Annotated in this window: 12 protein-coding genes; 6 read left to right on the plus strand and 6 right to left on the minus strand. The window is 68.5% G+C overall.

The window, feature by feature from the left end; all coding sequences use genetic code 11:
* Positions 1–171: 171 nt before the first annotated feature.
* From ACFUTU_RS05280 to sufU, 4 genes are all read left to right on the plus strand, one after another.
* A complete protein-coding gene (locus ACFUTU_RS05280) occupies positions 172–2910 on the plus strand; it encodes a LuxR C-terminal-related transcriptional regulator (RefSeq protein WP_377961529.1) in 2739 nt (912 codons plus the stop codon).
* A complete protein-coding gene (locus ACFUTU_RS05285) occupies positions 2888–5626 on the plus strand; it encodes a LuxR C-terminal-related transcriptional regulator (RefSeq protein WP_377961532.1) in 2739 nt (912 codons plus the stop codon). Before ACFUTU_RS05280 ends, ACFUTU_RS05285 begins: the two co-directional genes overlap by 23 nt.
* Positions 5627–6202: 576 nt before the next feature.
* Positions 6203–7528: a SufS family cysteine desulfurase gene (locus ACFUTU_RS05290; protein ID WP_377961534.1), complete on the plus strand. Its 1326-nt coding sequence runs from the start codon at positions 6203–6205 to the stop codon at positions 7526–7528.
* Positions 7529–7566: 38 nt separating this feature from the next.
* Entirely contained in the window at positions 7567–8016 is a 450-nt protein-coding gene (sufU, locus tag ACFUTU_RS05295) for a Fe-S cluster assembly sulfur transfer protein SufU (protein ID WP_377961537.1), read from the plus strand.
* 27 nt (positions 8017–8043) lie between these two features.
* On the opposite strand, the gene nhaA is transcribed toward sufU, so the two are convergent.
* From nhaA to ACFUTU_RS05315, 4 genes are all read right to left on the minus strand, one after another.
* On the minus strand, positions 8044–9420 hold the full coding sequence (gene nhaA / locus ACFUTU_RS05300) for a Na+/H+ antiporter NhaA (RefSeq protein ID WP_377961540.1): 1377 nt from the start codon (positions 9418–9420) through the stop codon (positions 8044–8046).
* A 155-nt stretch (positions 9421–9575) separates the two neighbouring features.
* Positions 9576–9797 carry an SCO4848 family membrane protein gene (locus ACFUTU_RS05305; RefSeq protein ID WP_377961542.1) on the minus strand — a complete coding sequence of 74 codons (222 nt, stop codon included), beginning with the start codon at positions 9795–9797 and terminating at the stop codon, positions 9576–9578.
* A 4-nt stretch (positions 9798–9801) separates the two neighbouring features.
* On the minus strand, positions 9802–10299 hold the full coding sequence (locus ACFUTU_RS05310; RefSeq protein WP_377961545.1) for a DUF2505 domain-containing protein: 498 nt from the start codon (positions 10297–10299) through the stop codon (positions 9802–9804).
* Between the two features lie 83 nt (positions 10300–10382).
* Positions 10383–11861 (minus strand): SDR family oxidoreductase, encoded by a 1479-nt coding sequence (locus tag ACFUTU_RS05315; RefSeq protein WP_377961738.1) that lies wholly within the window; start codon positions 11859–11861, stop codon positions 10383–10385.
* A 283-nt stretch (positions 11862–12144) separates the two neighbouring features.
* Between ACFUTU_RS05315 and mfd the strand changes: the two genes are divergently transcribed.
* Entirely contained in the window at positions 12145–15894 is a 3750-nt protein-coding gene (mfd, locus tag ACFUTU_RS05320) for a transcription-repair coupling factor (protein ID WP_377961547.1), read from the plus strand.
* Positions 15895–15899: 5 nt separating this feature from the next.
* Positions 15900–16721 (plus strand): metal-dependent hydrolase, encoded by an 822-nt coding sequence (locus ACFUTU_RS05325; protein WP_377961550.1) that lies wholly within the window; start codon positions 15900–15902, stop codon positions 16719–16721.
* Positions 16722–16784: 63 nt separating this feature from the next.
* On the opposite strand, the gene ACFUTU_RS05330 is transcribed toward ACFUTU_RS05325, so the two are convergent.
* Entirely contained in the window at positions 16785–17018 is a 234-nt protein-coding gene (locus ACFUTU_RS05330) for a hypothetical protein (protein ID WP_377961552.1), read from the minus strand.
* A gap of 46 nt (positions 17019–17064) precedes the next feature.
* The gene (gene deoC, locus ACFUTU_RS05335) at positions 17065–17808 is read right to left on the minus strand and encodes a deoxyribose-phosphate aldolase (protein ID WP_377961555.1); all 744 of its coding nucleotides are present in this window, start codon (positions 17806–17808) and stop codon (positions 17065–17067) included.
* Positions 17809–17811 lie beyond the last annotated feature (3 nt).

The following is a 17811-nucleotide window of genomic DNA, read 5'->3' on the forward strand; positions in this document are numbered from 1 at the left end:
CGGCAGCTGCGCTTTTCCCCCGGCGCCGTCCAAACCCTCAAGGTCGCCTCAAGGTCTGCGAAATGTGAACGCAGTGCCCTGTATCCCTGCAATGTAACGGGGTAGTCTACTTTCTAAGCGGGGGAGGCGATGGGGCCTTTATCCTGCCGGGCGGGATGTAAGGAAAAGTTCATGTCAATTGAGCCACTGAGCTGGGGACGTGGGTCTACGGCGGGCGTGCTGGCGGGGCCGGCTGGCGTCGCGGGCGGAACGGACCTCCAACGATGGTCGGTTCCGGCGCGCAGCGCAGACCTGGAGGCCATCCGCACTGCCCTGACAGATCCTGAGTCCCTGGGCGTTGTGATCACCGGTGCCCGCGGCGTGGGGAAATCCTCACTGGCGCGCACCGCTGTTGCTGAGCTGGGTCCTGATGTCTGGGCGCTTCAGCTCCGCAGCCCCCTGTCCGGTTCGCAAACCTCCTATGGCTGCCTCGCATTCCTCCTGGCACGGCTTCCGCAGTCCGCGCTGGCCTCGCCGACTGCCATCCTCCAAGGGATCACCTCACTGATCCGGTCCGACGCCGCGGGCCGGGACTGCATCATCACCCTCGACACCACCGGCCCGATCGATGACATGAGTGCCGGCGTCATCCTGAACATCATGCTGACGCACACTGCCCGCGTCATTGCCATTGCACCCAGCACCAGCGACCTTCCGGCGGACTTCCACTGGCTGCTTACCGACCGGCGGCTGACGGAAGTCCGGCTGGACAACCTCAACGAACTGCAGACCCGCCAGGTGCTGCTGACCCTGCTGGGCCACCGCGTTTCGGCCTCGCTCGTGAGCACCTACCACGCCATCGTGGGAGGCAATCCGCTCCTGCTCAAGGCGCTCGTTACCGAGCAGCAGCAGTCAGGAAACCTCGTCCTGTCGGATTCCGTCTGGACCCTGCGCGACAGGGTGGTGCTCGACGGCGCCACCGGACTGGATGACATCGTCCGGTCCCGCTGGTCCCGGGAGGAGCCGGAAACCCGCGAGGTCATCGAGATGCTGGCCTGTGCGCGGCGTGTTCCGCTGGCCAGGCTGACCGATATCTACGGCACCGACACCGTGGCCGACATGGAGGACGCAGGGCTGCTGACGGTCGCCGACACCGGGGAACGGTGGGTCTCCGTGCGCGAGCAGTACCTCGGGGACGTGGTGCGGTCGTGGCTGAGTATCTCCCGCCGGCGCGAACTCCGGGCTTTGCTGCTGGGGGGCCAGGAACCGGAGCTGTCCGCCCTGAGCATGGAGGAGCGGATCGAGTTCGCCGCCTGGACCAGGGAATGCCAGGCCGAGCTCAGCCCTGCCATGGCGGTGGCCGCCGCGGAGGCGGCGGTGCACCTTTTCGACCCGAGGTTCGCGATCACCTGCGTTGAAGGCATCAAGAGGACCGACGACGTCTGGGTGGATGCCCAGCTGCACAAGGCAACCGCCTACCTGCTGCTCGACCTGCCGCTGCAGGCCATGGCCGCGCTGGAGGACATTTCCCAGGCGCAGCTGGACGCGCTCGACGTGGAGGCCTTCGCCCGCGTGGTGGCCGCCAAGAGCCGGGTCATGGTGTGGCTGCCGGAGCTGTGCGGCAAAGTGCCGGACGAGCTGGCGGCCGCCCGCGAACGGCTGGGCGTTGCCGCCGGAGTGGCAACCACCTGGCCCGATCCGCTGGGTACGGCAACCAACGTCATCACGCTGGCCGAATTCGAATACAAGTCCTTCATTGGCGACTACGCATCCATGGTCGGCGAGCTGGAGGCGGCCGCCGACCCCGCCGTCAACAAGGACCCCGGCTTCAGGATCCAGGCAGCACTGCTCCTGATGCATGCCCTGTCCGCGGTCGGCCGGGAAATGGATGCCCTCCAGCTGATGCGGCGCGTGGGCGGGCAGCTCTCGGACTCAGGCCCGCTGACAGGACTGCGGGAGCGGTTCACGCTGACCGCGTTCAACGTGCTGCTGCAGGCCGGCCAGTGGAAGCGGTGCCTGGAACTCGTGGGCCCGCCCAAAGGGCAGGAAGAACGCCGGCTGGCTTACCGGACGTCCGCCACGGAACTGGCCGCCGGCATCGCCTACGTTTTCTCCGGCCGGGGTGCGGTGGCCCTGGATTCGCTGCTGTCCGCCGTCGCCCAGCTCGAGCTCCGGCCGGTGCTGAACATGCTCCAGGCCGCCTACGCCGCCACGGCCTTTGCCTACGCCCAGATCGGCAACGCCGGGCAGGCGCACAAATACCTCGACAAGCTGCGCGGCGCCCGCGGCCACTGCAACTTCCGCACCCTGTTCGTCACGGACTTCTGCGCAGACATGGCGGGCCGGTGGCTGGGCGACACCGACGCCGTGAAGCGGCTGCTCGAGGCGGCGCACCGTGACATCGCGGCCGGGCGGTACACCCTGGCGGGGATCAGCCTGCTCGGAGCGACCGTGAACGGGACGGACGAGGATCTCCGGCTCATGGAGGACGTGGCGGGCCACCGCCAGGGCACCCTGGCCGAGATCTCCCGCCTCATCGCCGTCGGCACCCGCACCAGGGACGCCAAGGTCCTCCTGCAAGGCGCCCACCTGTCCGCCGAGCTGGAGCTCGACGCGGTGGAGGCCCGGTGTGTGGCGCTCGCTGTCGACTTTGCCCGCCACTCCGGTGATTCCGCATCCGCCCGGATCGCCCAGGCCCGGCTGGACAGCCTCACCGCCACCGTTCCCAGTCTCCCGATTGTCCCCAGCAGCGGAAGCCCGCTCCTCACCGCCCGTGAGCGGCAGATCTCCCGGCTGGCGGGACGGGGCGTATCCAACCGGGACATCGCCCTGGAGATGGGCGTTTCAGTCCGGACCGTTGAAGGGCACCTGTACCAGGTCTTCACCAAACTCGGCGTGACTTCCAGGGGTGATCTGCCTGGCCTCGTCTAACAGCTCCTCACTCACCACTGCCGCAACCAACGGACGCAGCGCCAAACCGGAATCCGAAGTCCGCCGGCTCACGGGGCGCCGTGAAGCCATCGAGCACGTCTGTACTGTCATCCGCAGCCGCGCCAGCCAGGCCGTCTACCTGATGGCAGGTCCCGGCGTCGGAAAAACGTCGGTCACGGACGCGGTGCGGGAGAAGCTGGCGGCCGAGATGACGGTGCTTCGGATCCACGGCAGTTCCTCGCTGGCCAAAGTACCCTACGGCGTGCTGGCGCCTTACACCTCCGGGCTCGCCCCCGAAGAAGCGGACTCGCCCGTTGCGGTGCTGAGGGCGGTCTGGGCCCACTTCCAGGAGCTGAAGGGCAACAGCAACCTCAAGGGCGGCACTGACGCCCCCGTGCTCCTGGTGGTGGACGACGCCCATCATCTGGACGACGCCACCGCCAGCATGGTGGTGGACATGACGTCGGCCGGATGGGCGACCGTGCTGGCCTCCGGACGGCCGCGGCCCGGCCTGCCGGCGGCACTGAACCAGCTCTGGTATGACGGGCTGGCTGAACGCATCGACCTCCGGCCGCTCAGCGGCGAGCAGGTCCGCGAGGTTGTGGAACACAAGCTCCAGGGGACGGTTCCCGTCAGCACAGTCCAGTCGTTGTGGTCTGCATCCGGCGGCAACCCGCAGCTTCTGGACTGCCTGCTGAATGATGCCACAGCCGCCGGAACCCTGGTGCAGCGGAACGGGATCTGGGTACTGCTCGGACCGTTGCCGGCAGACGGACCCCAGCTCTCGGACCTGGTGGTCAAGGATCTTCTCCGGCGGACGCCGGAGGAACAGGATGCGCTCAAGGTGATCGCATTGGCCGAACCAGTACCCAGGCGCCTGATCGAGGACGTCTGCGGTGCCGGCGTCGTGCGTTCATTGCTGGACAACCAGGTGGTGAGCGAATCAGCCGCGACACAAACCGAGCTGCGGCTCACGCACGCCATCCTGGGCGAATCGACACGGCGCCAGGTGTCCGTCTCGCGCAGCCTGCAGCTGCGGCAGAAGCTTGACGCCCACCTGAATACCGCGGCCGCCAGTGCCGAGGGCCGGCAGCGGCTGGTCGAATGGTCGCTGGAATGCGGCCTGGAAGTGCCCGACCCGGATCTGCTGGACGCGGGCCTGCTGGCTGCCGCCACATTCAACAACGCCGGCGCCCGCCTCATGGCAGGCCACGTGCGCGCCCCGGAGCTGCAGGCGCGGGCGCTCGCCATCACCGCGCGGGCCTATTTCAATGAAGGAAAGTACCGCGAGGCGGCTGACCTCCTTGACGGCTGCTGGCTCGATGTGGCGGAAGAACCCGAAGCTCCGCAGGTGCTGATGCTCAGGGCCTCCTCGCACATGGCGCTGGGAAAGTCCGTGCCTGCGCTCAGGATGGAGTCCCGGCATCGCCTGGAGGAGGCCGGGATAGACCCGGGCAACTCGTGGCAGGACAGCATCCATGCCCTGCTGGAGATGGCCGCTGCCGGAGATGCTGAAGGCATCGCCGGAGTCATCGCCTCGCTCGGGGCGCCGGATCCGGACACCGCCTCGGCCGTCGAGGCAACCCGGCATGCCGTGGCGCAGGCGCTGCTTGCCCAGGCCCTGGTTGCCGCCGGCCGGTCACACCAGGCCCACGCCGCCGCCGCGGCGGCCGGCCCCTTCCTGCCGGCGCTCAACGGCGGCCTGTATTTCTTCAACGAGTTTGTCCTGACCCGGCTTGCCCTCAGCACCCTCGCCGCGGGCAATTGGGAGTCCGCCGAACATGAGCTCTCCGCTTACCCCGCTGAGCGCACCGAGGGCGCTTCGACTTTCGGCGGCGGCATCCAGGCGCTGCGCGGCCTCGGACTCCTGCGGCAGGGGCAGCTGGAGCGCGCCTACCAGGTCCTGCTGCCCGCGGTTGAGGCGCTCAGGGTCAATGACCCCCTGCAGGAATTCAGGTTCGGCTCCTCACTGGCCTTCTATGCCGCAGCCCGGCTGGGCGACACTGCCCAGGCCAAGCGGCTTGAACAGGACTTCATTTCGGCCAGGCACGCCAGCGGACCCGGGTGCGACACCGTCGCGGAGGCCTATGCTGCCGCCGCAGCCGAATACCTCGACCGGAAAGGCAGCGGACTGGACAGGCTCCGGGAGCTTGCGGCATCAGAATCCGTGGCGGAACACCCCGGCACCCGGATGGAGTGCCTGATCCTCTGCTCCGATCTCGGCGAACACTCGCTGGCGAAGGAGCTGGCTGCCCTCGCCGCCTCCGTGGAGGGCCGCTGGGCTGCCGGCTGGCGCCAGCTGGCCCAGGCCTGGGCCTCCGAAGACGCCGACGTTCTCATGGAAACGGCCGCCGCCCTGGAGGAGGCCGGCCTGGTGAACCTGGCGCGCGAAGCATACGCCAGGGCCGGCGCCCTGTTGGATGCCGCAGGGGAGCGGCGCCGTGCCCGGCAGGCCATCGCGCACCGGGAGAAATGCGACCAGGAGCTCGGCGAGCGGTTCCGGGAAAGCCCCTTCGTCGCCTCCGTGCCCAGCGTGCACCTGACGCGGCGCGAGCGGGACATTGTGGAACTGGCGGTGCAGGGCTTCTCCGACCGCGAGATCGCCCAGCAGCTCATGGTGTCCGTGCGCACCGTCGAGGGGCACCTGTACCGCAGCTACGTCAAGCTCGGCGTCCGGCGGCGCGACGAGCTCGCGCTGGCCCTGCCCAAAAAGTAGCGCTTCGCCACCTCATTTTCTGCCGGGCCCGCCGGGCGCTGCCCGCGCCGCTGCGCTGCACCTTCCGGGCCCCGCCCTGTGCTTTCCGGCGCCGTCGTGCGCCGGACAGCACCATCTGCGCGAACCAGTAGTTAAGTACTCAGAAAAACGAGTACCGGGTACTGGTGCCGTCCGGGCCAGTACGCGATTTACTAATAGTGGCAGCGGAAGCAGGGCTGATTTCCCCCCGAAGCTGCCACCAGATTCTCCAGGTCTCGCCACCAGATTTCCGGCCCCCAGGGTCCGGGCAAGGCGGGGCCGGCGACGTCAGAGCCTTCTGAGACCGAGGCTCTCCCCCCAGCCGTCGCCGGTCCTCTCAAGTGAAGAAAACGCAACAACCGAAATAGCCGGCTTTCCGGCATCCTGAAAGGGCGGCCCGCAGCGACGAGGGCCGCCCTTGGCGTGCCCCCTGCCGCAGCCCGGCAGCATCCCGGGCCAGGCGCAGCGGCCGCTGCCGTGCTGCACACGGCTGCCATGCTGCGTACACAGGCGCTGTGGGACAATTGAGAGGTACCCCGAGGCACCCAAGGAGTCCCATTGGCCGTAGTATCAACGCCGACCACGCTGACGCGTGCCCTTTCTGCGATGGACAACACCGAGGTCCTGCGGATCCGCAACGACTTTCCCGTGCTGAACCAGACGGTCAACGGCCGGCCGCTGATTTACCTGGATTCCGGCGCCACCTCGCAGAATCCGCTGAGCGTGATCGAGGCGGAACAGGAATTCTATGAGCAGCGGAACGCAGCCGTGCACCGCGGAGCCCACCATCTTGCCGTGGAGGCCACCGAGGTTTTCGAGGACGCCCGGCAGACCGTCGCCGACTTTGTCGGGGCGGAGTATGAGGAAGTCGTGTGGACCTCGAACGCCACCGAGGGCCTCAACGTCATCAGCTATGCGCTGTCCAACGCCGCGCTCTGGGCGGCGCAGGGGCGCGGTGACGCCCGGCTGCGGGACCTGGCGCTGGGGCCGGGCGATGAAATCGTGGTCACCGAGATGGAACACCACGCAAACCTGATTCCCTGGCAGGAGCTGGCTTACCGGACAGGTGCCACGCTGCGGCACATTCCGCTGGACGACGCCGGGACGCTGCGGATGGATGAAGCCGCGGGGATCGTGGGGGAGCGCACCCGGCTGCTGGCCTTCACCCACGCATCCAACGTGCTGGGAACCATCAACCCCGTCAGCGGACTCGTCGCCCTCGCCCGGCGGGCGGGTGCCCTGGTGGTGCTGGATGCGTGCCAGTCCGCACCGCACCTTGCCCTGGACGTCAAACAGCTGGACGTCGACTTCGCCGTGTTTTCCGGCCACAAGATGCTGGGCCCCACCGGCGTCGGTGTGCTGTATGGCAAGCAGGAGCTCCTGGACGTGCTGCCTCCGGTCCTGACCGGAGGTTCCATGATCACCACCGTGACCATGGAAAGGGCTGAGTACCTCCCCGCGCCGCAGCGGTTCGAGGCCGGGACCCAGAAGATTTCCCAGGCGGTGGCACTCGCCGCCGCGGTCAACTACCTGACGGAAACCGGGATCGACCGGGTGCACCGCTGGGAGTCCGAGCTGGGCCAGCGGATGGTGGCAGGGCTGGAAGCCATCGACGGCGTCCGCGTGCTGGGGCCGGCTGCCGGCCAGGACCGCATCGGCCTGGCGGCCTTCGATGTGGCGGGTGTCCACGCGCACGACGTCGGCCAGTTCCTTGATGCGCGCGGCATTGCCGTCCGCGTGGGCCACCACTGTGCGCAGCCGCTGCACCGGCGCCTGGGGCTGACCGCCACCACCCGCGCCAGCGCCTATCTGTACAACACCACCGACGACGTGGACGAATTCCTGGACGCGGTGTCCGGTGTCCGCGCCTACTTCCGGGCCTAGCCCGGGAAGACCAGCCTCCCAACGACAGGTACCTGAGCATGAGCCTCGACCAGCTTTACCAGCAGATCATCCTGGACCACTCCAAGGCCCGGCACGGGAGCGGACTGGCCGCGACCGCTGCTCCTGACGGTGCCTCCACCGGCCAGTCGCACCAGCTCAACCCCGTGTGCGGCGATGAAGTCACCCTGCGCGTGGCCGTGGACCACGGCACGGTGACGCAGCTGGCATGGGACGGGGCAGGCTGCTCGATCTCGATGGCCTCCGCCTCCGTGCTGAGCGAACTGGCCGAGGGGATGAGCGTGGACGAGCTCCGCTCGGTGATCGGAAACTTCCGTGACGTCCTGCGGTCCCGCGGGAAAATCCCTGCCGATCCCGAAATCCTGGGCGATGCCGCGGCTTTCGAGGGCGTGGCCCGCTACGCCGCACGGGTGAAGTGCGCCATGATCTCCTGGGTCGCGGCCGAGGACGCCCTGAACCAGGCGGCCTGACGGCCGGTCTCCGGAGGAGGTGCCGGTTCAGCCCTCCTGCCCGGACCGTTCGAAGACATCCGGCACGCCGTCGCCGTCGTCGTCCCTCGCCTCTTCCGCTTCCAGGCGCCGGTAGTGCCTGTTGCGGGCTTTAAGTACGACGGCGGCCAGCACCGCGGCGGTCAGGGAACCCGTGAGGATGGCAACCTTGGCGTGGTCGTCGTGGGCTGAGCCCGGGCCGAAACTCAGTTCGGCGATCAGCAGCGACACCGTGAAGCCGACGCCGGCCAGGAGGGACAGCCCGGCAACATCGACCCACTTCAGCCCGGCGTCCAGCTGTGCGCGCGTGGTCTTCGTGACGAGGAACGTCGCCCCGAAAACGCCGAGGGCCTTGCCCACGATCAGGGCAGTAACGATGCCCACCGCGACCGGGTCCGACAGCGCGGAGGCCAGCCCCGAGGCGCCGCCCAGCGCGACGCCGGCGGAGAAGAACGCGAAGACCGGGACGGCGAACCCCGCAGACAGCGGACGGAGCCGGTGCTCCAGGCGCTCGGCCATGCCGGTCTCGCCGCCGCCGGAATGAGCAGCGCCGGACGCGCCGCCGTCGGAAATGGCGCGGTCCCGCCGCGAGGCCGCTACCGGGACCGTGAAGCCGAGCAGGACCCCGGCGACCGTGGCGTGGATGCCGGAAGCATGCACGAGGGCCCACGTGGCCGCTGCCAGCGGCAGGAGCAGGAACCAGTGGCTGATCCGTTTCTGCACCAGCCAGGCGAAGAGCGCCAGCGGGACCAGCGCAGCGAGCAGCAGGACCGGCTGGAGCCCGGAGGAGTAGAAGAAGGCAATGATGCCAATGGCAATCAGGTCATCCACCACGGCGAGGGTGAGCAGGAACGTTCTCAGCGCCGACGGCAGGTGGGTGTTGATGACCGCGAGCACAGCAAGGGCGAACGCGATGTCGGTGGCGGTGGGGATCGCCCACCCCCTCAGGGCCTCGGCACCCTGGTTCCAGACGATGAGGGAGTAGATGATGGCCGGCAGGGCCACGCCGCCCACCGCGGCCGTCACCGGGACCACTGCCCTGGAGGGCCGGCGCAGGTCGCCGGAGACGAACTCGCGCTTGAGCTCCAGGCCGGCGATGAAGAAGAACAGGGCGAGCAGCCCGTCGGAGGCCCAGTGACCCACGGTTAACTGCAGATGCCAGGGCTCGTAGCCAAACTTCAGGTCACGCAGCCCGAAGTAGGCGCCGGCGGCGGGGGAGTTGGCCCAGATCAGGGCGGCGGCCGTGGCCACCAGGAGCAGCGCGCCGCCTACGGTCTCGGTCCTGAGGATGGCGGCAATGCGGAGGTACTCAGGGTAGGTGGTACGGCTGAATACCGGAAACTTGAGGGAAGGGAACTTGCGGGACGGGCGGGACGGCTTGGGCACTGAAGCTCCTCGCGAGGGGTCGGCTGACGTATTGCCGACCAGACTTCCCGGCGCACCCTGAGTAGCCAGCTTACCCCACTGGCGAGGGTCCGCTGGTTGAGCCCGCGGGTTTCAGCGGGCGCAACCAGCGGACAGCCCAACCAGCGGAGCGCCGGTCAGCTGGCGAGGGCAGCGATGCCGATCGCTGCCGTTGCGGCTCCCAGCACCATGGAGACCGTCACCAGGACCACGTGGACAGTGAGGAACTTCGTGGCCTTGCCGGCGGCGTCCCGTGCCCGCGGATCTTTCATGACGCGGCGCAGGAACTGCGGCCACACCACCAGGGACCACACGCCCGAGACGATCAGGACCAGGGCAAGGAAGGCAGGGACGTCCACCCGGCTAGTGGCTTTCGAGCCAGGCCTGGGCCTGCTGCGACTGGATGTTCAGGGCCTTGCCCACCATGGGCTCGGCGGCGTCGGCGATCTTGCCGCCCAGGAACGGCACGGAGGACGTGACGTTTCCTTCCAGTTCAACCCGCGTGCTGCCGCCGTCGGCCACGAGCCGCTGGACCGCGGTCACGTCGATCGGCGCACCGGCGATCTTCAGGGAGATGGTGCTCTGGCGCGAACCGTCGGCGGCCGGTGCCTCCCAGTTCTCCACCTGGGTCACCTTGAGGCTCTCGCCGACGAACTTGCGGGCGATTTCCGGCAGGCGCGTGGTGGGGAGGGTGCGCACCGAGGTGGTGCTGAACTCGCCGGCGATATCGCCCGCCACCGTGAAGGACTCGAGGCTGCCGCCGACGTATTCGCTGGTGTGGCGCTGGAAGTCTTCGTTCGCGAAGACTGCGGTGACGCTGTCGACGCCGTGGGGAAGGGTGGTGGATGCACTCAGTGCCATTGATCCTCCGTCGTTGTGGGGTCAGAACGCTTTTTGCTCACCACATCCTACGGGGTTGGCCGCGCTTCCCCGGCACCGGGTGGTCAGGCACCAGGCCCGGCAGGTGCCTTGCGGTCCTCGGCGGCGAGTCTCCGGGCGGCCGCTGTAATGTTACGGGACATGGCCGGAAAAATGATGCCGTGGAAGGGAAGGACGGCCAGCCAGTAGAGCCGCCCGCTGAGGCCCTTGGGAAAGAAGATGGCGCGCTGGCGGTAACGGCTTCCCGGGCCGTCGGGCTCCACGCACAGCTCCAGCCAGGCGCGGCCCGGGGCGCGCATCTCGGCCCGCAGCCGGAGCAGGTGACCGCGCTCGATCCGTTCCACCCGCCACCAGTCCACCACCTCGCCGGCCACCAGGTGGTGCGGATGCCGCCGGCCGCGGAGCAGCCCGGCCCCGCCCCAGAGCTTGTCCAGCCAGCCGCGGACGCTCCATGCCAGAGGCAGTGAGTACCAGCCGTTGCGGCCGCCGATGCCCTCGATGATCGTCCACACGTGCAGCGGGTCCACGTCGCTGGCGAAGGTCCGCTCGTCCACGTACACCCGGTGCCCGGCCCAGCCGGGGTCGCTCGGCAGCGGATCGGCGTCGGCACCCGCATTGGCCCAGGTGGTTTCCACCTGCCCGTCGCGTTCCTTGCCGAGTGCCAGGGCCACGGCCCTGCGGTAGCCGGTGAGGCCGCCGTCGGGCTGTTTGATGTAGTTGTCGATGTCGTGTTCGGCGGAGACAGCGTCATGCTGCAGGGACTGGACCAGAGGCACCGACATGGACAGCGGAATCGGGGTCACCAGGGCAACCCACAGCCCGGCCAGCCTGGGTGCCGGCACCGGCAGTGCCAGGACCGGGCGCGGGGGCAGCCCCGCCTCGGCCGCGTACTCCTTCATCATGCCGGCATACGTGAGGACGTCCCGGCAGCCGATGTCGAACGTGCGGTTGAGGGGTTCCGACAGTGCGGCAGCCCCGACGAGGTAGTGGAGCACGTCCCGGACGGCGATGGCTTCGATGCGGTTGCGGACCCAGCTGGGCGCGGGCATGAGGGGCAGCGTTTCGGCGAGGTGGCGGATCATTTCGAACGACGCCGAACCGGACCCGATGACCACCCCGGCCTGGAAGACGATGGCGTCCACCGGGCCGGAGAGGAAGACCTCGCCGACCGCCTCGCGTGAGCGCATGTGCGTTGAGAGTGCCGTGTTGCGCGGGTGCAGGCCGCCAAGATAAACGATCCGCCGGACAGAGGCCGCCGCGGCCGCACCGGCCACCAGTTTGGCCATGGCCTTTTCCTTGGCCTCGAACCCGGAGCCGGCTGCCATGGAGTGGACCAGGTAGTAGAGCACGTCCACGCCCTGCAGCGCTTCCTCCAGGGCAGCGGCGTCGTCAAGGCTGCTGCGGACCACCTCCACGTCCCCGAACCATGGGACGCCGGCGATTTTTTCCGGAGACCGGACCAGCACCTTGACGCGGTGCCCGGCATCCAGCAGCCGGGGGACCAGGCGGCCCCCGATGTACCCGGTGGCGCCCGTGACCAGCACGGTCCGGGCATCGGGGCTTCCGCCGGCTCCAGCCGTGCCGTCCGTGCCGCTGCGGTTTCCGCTGCTGTTCTTTCCGGTCTGGTCGCTCACGGGAGTCTCCTTGGGGGCGGCATGCGGGTGTGAATGGGCTGATCAGTACCTGCTCAGCAAGCTTAGCAATGCGCCATTCCGGACCCGGATGCCGCCGCTGTGTCCGCAGGGGTAGGCTGGAAGCCCCGGCATTCGCTACGAATCCCGGGTTTTCGTGTTGCCTGCGTTCGAATGATTCCAGGAGATCCTGCCCATGAGCTCCAAAGGCCAGAGCCCCCAAAGCCATTCCGCCAATGGCCAGCCCTCCCACGGACTGCCCCTCAACGGCCTGCGCCGCGTTCTTCATGCGGACGCTACGTTTGCCCGGGTGCAGGCCGCGGCAGCGCGGAGCTTCAGCGTCCGCAGCGAGGACTACCAGATCAGCGCGCCGGCAGGCCTGCGGCCCGTGCTCCTGGCGGAGATGGCCGACGGCCTGCTGGCTGCCGCGGGCGGCGCTGCTGATGAAAAAGGCGCAGCCGGCCCCGCCGCGCCGGGCGTGGTGCTGGCCGTCACGGCCACAGGACGCGAGGCCGAGGATCTTGCCGCCGCGCTGCGCGCCTACCTGCCCGCCAGTGCCGTGGCCGAGTTCCCCAGCTGGGAGACGCTCCCGCACGAGCGGCTGTCCCCGCGCTCGGACACAGTGGGCCGCCGCCTCTCGGTGCTGCGGCGCCTGGCCCATCCGGAAGACTCGGCCCACCCCGCCAACCCGGAAAGCCCGACGGCGGGACCCCTCCGCGTCGTCGTCGCTCCCGTGCGCGCCGTGCTCCAGCCGATTGTGGCCGGCCTGGGGGACCTGGTTCCGGTGACGCTGAAGGTCGGCCAGGAAGTGCCGTTCACGGACGTGATCAAGAACCTGGCGGCCGCCGCCTACTCCCGGGTGGACATGGTGACCCGGCGCGGTGAGTTCGCCGTCCGCGGCGGCATGCTCGACGTCTTTCCCCCCACCGAGGACCACCCCATCCGGGTGGAATTCTTCGGCGACGAGGTGGACCAGATGCGCTGGTTCGCCGTTGCCGACCAGCGCTCGCTGTCCGCCCCCGGCGTGCACCACCCCACCGAACTCCATGCCCCGCCCTGCCGCGAAATCCTCATCACGCCGTCGGTCATGTCCCGGGCCGCGACATTGAAGTCCCAGCTGCCCGCTGCTGCCGACATGCTGGAAAAGATCGCCGGCGGCATTGCCGTGGAAGGCATGGAATCGCTGGCTCCGGTCCTGGTTGACGCCATGGTCCCGTTCGTGGAGCAGCTGCCGGCAGGCTCCATCTCGGTTGTTATCGAACCGGAGAAGGTCCGGACCCGCGCCCACGACCTTGCGGCCACGAACGAGGAGTTCCTGGAGGCGGCGTGGTCCACGGCGTCCGACGGCGGAACGGCTCCTTTGGATCTCAGCTCACAGGCCTCGGCGGCCCTGCATTCCGCGAGTTTCCGGTCGCTGGCCGAGACCCGTTCGTCGGCTCTCGGCAACGAGGTGTCGTGGTGGTCCGTCACGTCCCTGGCCACCGACGAGGAACTGACCCCGGACATCGACGTGCTCAACCTCCACGCCCGTGAACCGCGCGGTTACCAGGGCGACGTGGCGGAAATGATGGACTTCATCGGCTCGCACGTGCGGGACCAGTGGCGGATCGTGGTGGCCACCGAAGGCCCCGGCCCCGCCCAGCGCCTGGCGGAACTGTTCCACGACGCCGACATCCCCTGTTCGCGTGTGGACACGCTGGACCACGAACCCCAGGCGGGAATCATCGAGGTGACCACTGCCGCCGTCGGACGCGGTTTTGTCCTGGACGGGCTCAAACTCGGTCTCCTGACCGAGGCCGACCTGCTGGGCCGCACGTCCGCGGGCTCCACGAAGGACATGCGCCGCATGCCCTCCAAGCGGCGGAACGCCGTGGACCCGCTCCAGCTGGTGGCCGGTGACCATGTGGTGCACGAGCAGCACGGCATCGGCCGGTTCGTCGAGTTGCTGCAGCGCAAGGTGGCCGGCGGCAGCGATGGCGTGCGCGAGTACCTCGTGCTGGAGTACGCGCCGTCCAAGCGCGGGGCGCCCGGGGACCGGCTGTTTGTGCCCACCGACCAGCTGGACCAGGTGACCCGTTATGTCGGCGGCGACACTCCGGTCCTGAGCAAGATGGGCGGCGCGGACTGGGCCAGCACCAAGTCCAAGGCCCGCCGTGCGGTCAAGGAAATCGCCGGCGAGCTGATCCGGCTCTACTCGGCCCGGATGGCATCGCGCGGCCACGCCTTCGCGCCGGATACGCCCTGGCAGCGCGAGCTGGAGGAGGCCTTCCCGTACGTGGAGACGCCGGACCAGCTGACCACCATCAACGAGGTCAAGGCCGACATGGAGCGGGAGATCCCCATGGACCGGCTGGTCTCCGGCGACGTCGGCTACGGCAAGACCGAGATCGCCGTCCGCGCCGCGTTCAAGGCCGTGCAGGACGGCAAGCAGGTGGCCGTGCTGGTGCCCACCACCCTGCTCGCACAGCAGCACTACGAGACGTTCACCGAGCGGTTCTCCGGCTTCCCCCTCCGGGTGAAGCCGCTGTCCCGGTTCCAGGCGTCCAAGGAAGCCAAGGAAACGGCCGAAGGCGTGAAGAACGGGTCCGTGGACGTGGTGATCGGCACGCACCGGCTGCTGTCCAAGGACTTTGAGTTCAAGGACCTCGGCCTGGTGATCGTGGACGAGGAGCAGCGCTTCGGCGTCGAGCACAAGGAAGCGCTGAAGAAGATGCGCACCAATGTGGACGTCCTGGCCATGAGCGCCACCCCGATCCCGCGCACGCTTGAGATGTCGCTGACCGGAATCCGCGAGACCTCCACGCTGGCCACCCCGCCGGAGGAGCGCCACCCCGTGCTCACCTACGTGGGGCCGTACACGGACAAGCAGACCTCGGCCGCCATCCGCCGGGAGCTGATGCGCGAAGGCCAGGTGTTCTTCGTCCACAACCGCGTCTCCACGATCGAAAAGACGGCGGCCAAGATCCGCGAACTCGTCCCCGAAGCGCGGGTGGAGGTGGCGCACGGCAAGATGTCCGAGAGCCGGCTGGAGCAGATCATTGTCGACTTCTGGGAGAAGCGCTTCGACGTCCTGGTCTGCACCACCATCATCGAAACCGGCCTGGACATTTCCAACGCCAACACCCTGATCGTGGACGGGGCCGACAAGTACGGCCTGTCGCAGCTGCACCAGCTGCGCGGACGCGTGGGACGTGGCCGCGAACGGGCGTACGCCTATTTCCTCTACCCCTCCGAGAAGCCGCTGGGCGAGGTGGCGCTGGAACGGCTGAAGGCCGTGGCCACCCACAACGAACTCGGCGCAGGCATGCAGCTGGCCATGAAGGACCTCGAGATCCGCGGTGCCGGCAATCTGCTCGGCGGCGAGCAGTCGGGCCACATCCAGGGTGTCGGCTTCGACCTCTACATCCGGCTGGTCGGCGAAGCAGTGGCCGAATACCGGGGCGAGGCCGAGGAGAAGGCCGCCGAGATGAAGATCGAGCTGCCCGTGAACGCCCACCTGCCGCACGACTATGTGCCGGGCGAGCGGCTGCGGCTGGAGGCTTACCGGAAGCTGGCGTCCGCCGTCACCAACGAGGCCATCGACGAAGTCCTCGCCGAACTCGTGGACCGCTACGGGGAGCCGCCGCTGCCCGCCCAAAACCTGGTCGCCGTCGCACGCTTCCGGGTGGGGGCCCGCGAAGCCGGGCTCTCCGACGTCGCCCTGCAGGGGAACTTCATCCGGTTCTCACCGGCGCAGCTGCCGGAATCCAAGACCATGCGGCTCAACCGCATGTACCCGGGCGCGCAGGTCAAGCCGGCCCTCGACGCCGTGCTCATCCCGAAGCCGAAGACCGCCCGGATCGGCGGCCGGGACCTCCAGGACGCCGAGATCCTGGAATGGGCCGACGGCGTCATCCGCAACATCTTCTCGGACGCGCCCGTCCCGGCCGAAGCCGCCAAGGGCTAGCCGTGATGGGAGGACACCACGCCGCGTCAGGTGCCGCGGCGTGGGTGGCTGTTGCCTCGACGGGGCCGTACACCCTGGGCTGGTACCCGCTGGACGCCACCGGCGTGCTGATCGGGGGAATGGCGACGGCGGGCACCGCCCTCGTGTGCGACTGGGACCACCGTTCCAGCACGGTGGCGCACTCGCTGCCGCCGCTGTCGAACGTGATCGCGGTGGGCATCGAGAACGCCAGCGGCGGCCACCGGCAGGGGACCCATTCGGTGCTGGGCGCCGCCATGTTCGTGCTGCTTGCAGCGGTTGCCGCGCAGATCCAGGTGGACACGCCGTGGGGCGTGCTGTCGGTCGGTGCCGGGCTGCTGTGCATGTTCATGATCAACATCGCCGCCAAGGCGCTGAAGCTGTTTCCGAAGTCCGGCTGGATCACCAACTGGGTTTTCGCCCTGGCCATGGCCGGCCTGGTGACATGGTTCGCCCCGCACCAGTGGACCTGGCTGCCGATGTCCATGCTGATCGGCGTCGCGGTCCACATCATCGGTGACATGGTGACCACCGGCGGCGTTCCGCTGCTCTGGCCGCTGGTGATCAAGCCGCCCCGGTTCCTGCGCCGGCTGTGGGTGCTGAGAAACTTCTGGCGGCCCAACGGCGCCTTCTCCATTCCTCTGCTGGGCCGGGCCGGGTCACGGCGGGAATGGCTGGTGCTGATCCCGGTGAGCGGTTATGCCATGGTGGGCATGAGCCTCGCAGCGTGGTCACTGGCGGGAACGCACTTCCCGGCGGCGCTTGCCCTGGCCGGCCGGCTGGTCAGCAGCCTGCTGGGACTGCCCTGAAGTTTGACTTAAAAAGCCGAAGCCCCGGACTTCCGGGGCTCGGCCTTTCAGGTTCTGGCGGGTTTAGTATTCGCCGGCGCTGTCCGAGCGGCCGGTGATGGTCTGCGGGATCCAGAAGGCCAGCGCGAACAGGCCAAGGCACACAGCCATCGGCCACGGGTTGCCCAGGGTCAGGAAGGACAGCGAGTAGATGGAGCCCAGGAACAGGGCCATGATCACCACGAAGAGGATGATGCTGCCGGCCAGGGTGTTCTCGTTCTGGGGCGTCTTTACCTGCTGGTCAATCTTGCTGGACATTCATTCCTCCTCGGCCCCGGGGGGCTCAAACTGTGGCTGCCGCCGGTCAGTACGCAGACGAACCCTGTTCGCCTTTGACGATTGCAATACCGGAGCTGGCGCCAATACGTGTTGCACCTGCAGCAATCATAGCCTGTGCGTCCTTGAGGGACCGCACGCCGCCGGACGCCTTGACGCCCAGGTCCGGACCCACCGTGCGCCGCAGCAGCGCGACGTCCTCCACGGTCGCGCCGCCGCCGTTGAAGCCCGTGGAGGTCTTGACGAAGTCAGCCCCGGCCTCCACGGCAGCCTCGCAGGCCATGACCTTCTGGTCGTCGCTGAGCAGGCCGGTCTCGATGATGACCTTGAGGATGGCCTCCCCGGCGTGCACGGCCTCGGCGACGGCCTTGATGTCGTCCACCAGGGCTCCCTTGTCCGACGCCCTGGCCGCAGCGATGTCGATGACCATGTCCACTTCATCAGCACCGTCAAGCACCGCCCCGCGGGCCTCGAACGCCTTCACGTCGCTGGGCGTGGCGCCCAGCGGGAAACCCGCCACCGAGCAGGTCAGCACGCCGGTGCCCTTGAGGGCGGTCTTGACCGTCTTGACCCACACCGGGTTCACGCACACCGACTTGAAACCGTACTCTGCGGCCTCGGCGCACACCTTGAGGATTTCGGCCTCGCTGGCGTCCGGCTTAAGGAGTGTGTGGTCGATGAACGAAGCGATGCCCGGCGAGCCGGCACGGTCACCGGGGGATCCTGCGGGGCTGGTCGCGGTGCCCGTGGGGGCGCTTGCGTCGTGGCTCATGAT

It is taken from the genome of Arthrobacter sp. NPDC057388 (genome assembly GCF_042668165.1).
Lineage (GTDB): Bacteria > Actinomycetota > Actinomycetes > Actinomycetales > Micrococcaceae > Arthrobacter.

Excerpts from the sequence above, each read along its gene's own strand:
- sufU (WP_377961537.1), top strand. The coding sequence starts at position 7,567 with ATGAGCCTCGACCAGCTTTACCAGCAGATCATCCTGGACCACTCCAAG.
- ACFUTU_RS05310 (WP_377961545.1), bottom strand. The coding sequence starts at position 10,299 with ATGGCACTGAGTGCATCCACCACCCTTCCCCACGGCGTCGACAGCGTC.
- deoC (WP_377961555.1), bottom strand. The coding sequence starts at position 17,808 with ATGAGCCACGACGCAAGCGCCCCCACGGGCACCGCGACCAGCCCCGCA.
- ACFUTU_RS05280 (WP_377961529.1), top strand. The coding sequence starts at position 172 with ATGTCAATTGAGCCACTGAGCTGGGGACGTGGGTCTACGGCGGGCGTG.
- ACFUTU_RS05325 (WP_377961550.1), top strand. The coding sequence starts at position 15,900 with ATGGGAGGACACCACGCCGCGTCAGGTGCCGCGGCGTGGGTGGCTGTT.
- ACFUTU_RS05330 (WP_377961552.1), bottom strand. The coding sequence starts at position 17,018 with ATGTCCAGCAAGATTGACCAGCAGGTAAAGACGCCCCAGAACGAGAAC.
- mfd (WP_377961547.1), top strand. The coding sequence starts at position 12,145 with ATGAGCTCCAAAGGCCAGAGCCCCCAAAGCCATTCCGCCAATGGCCAG.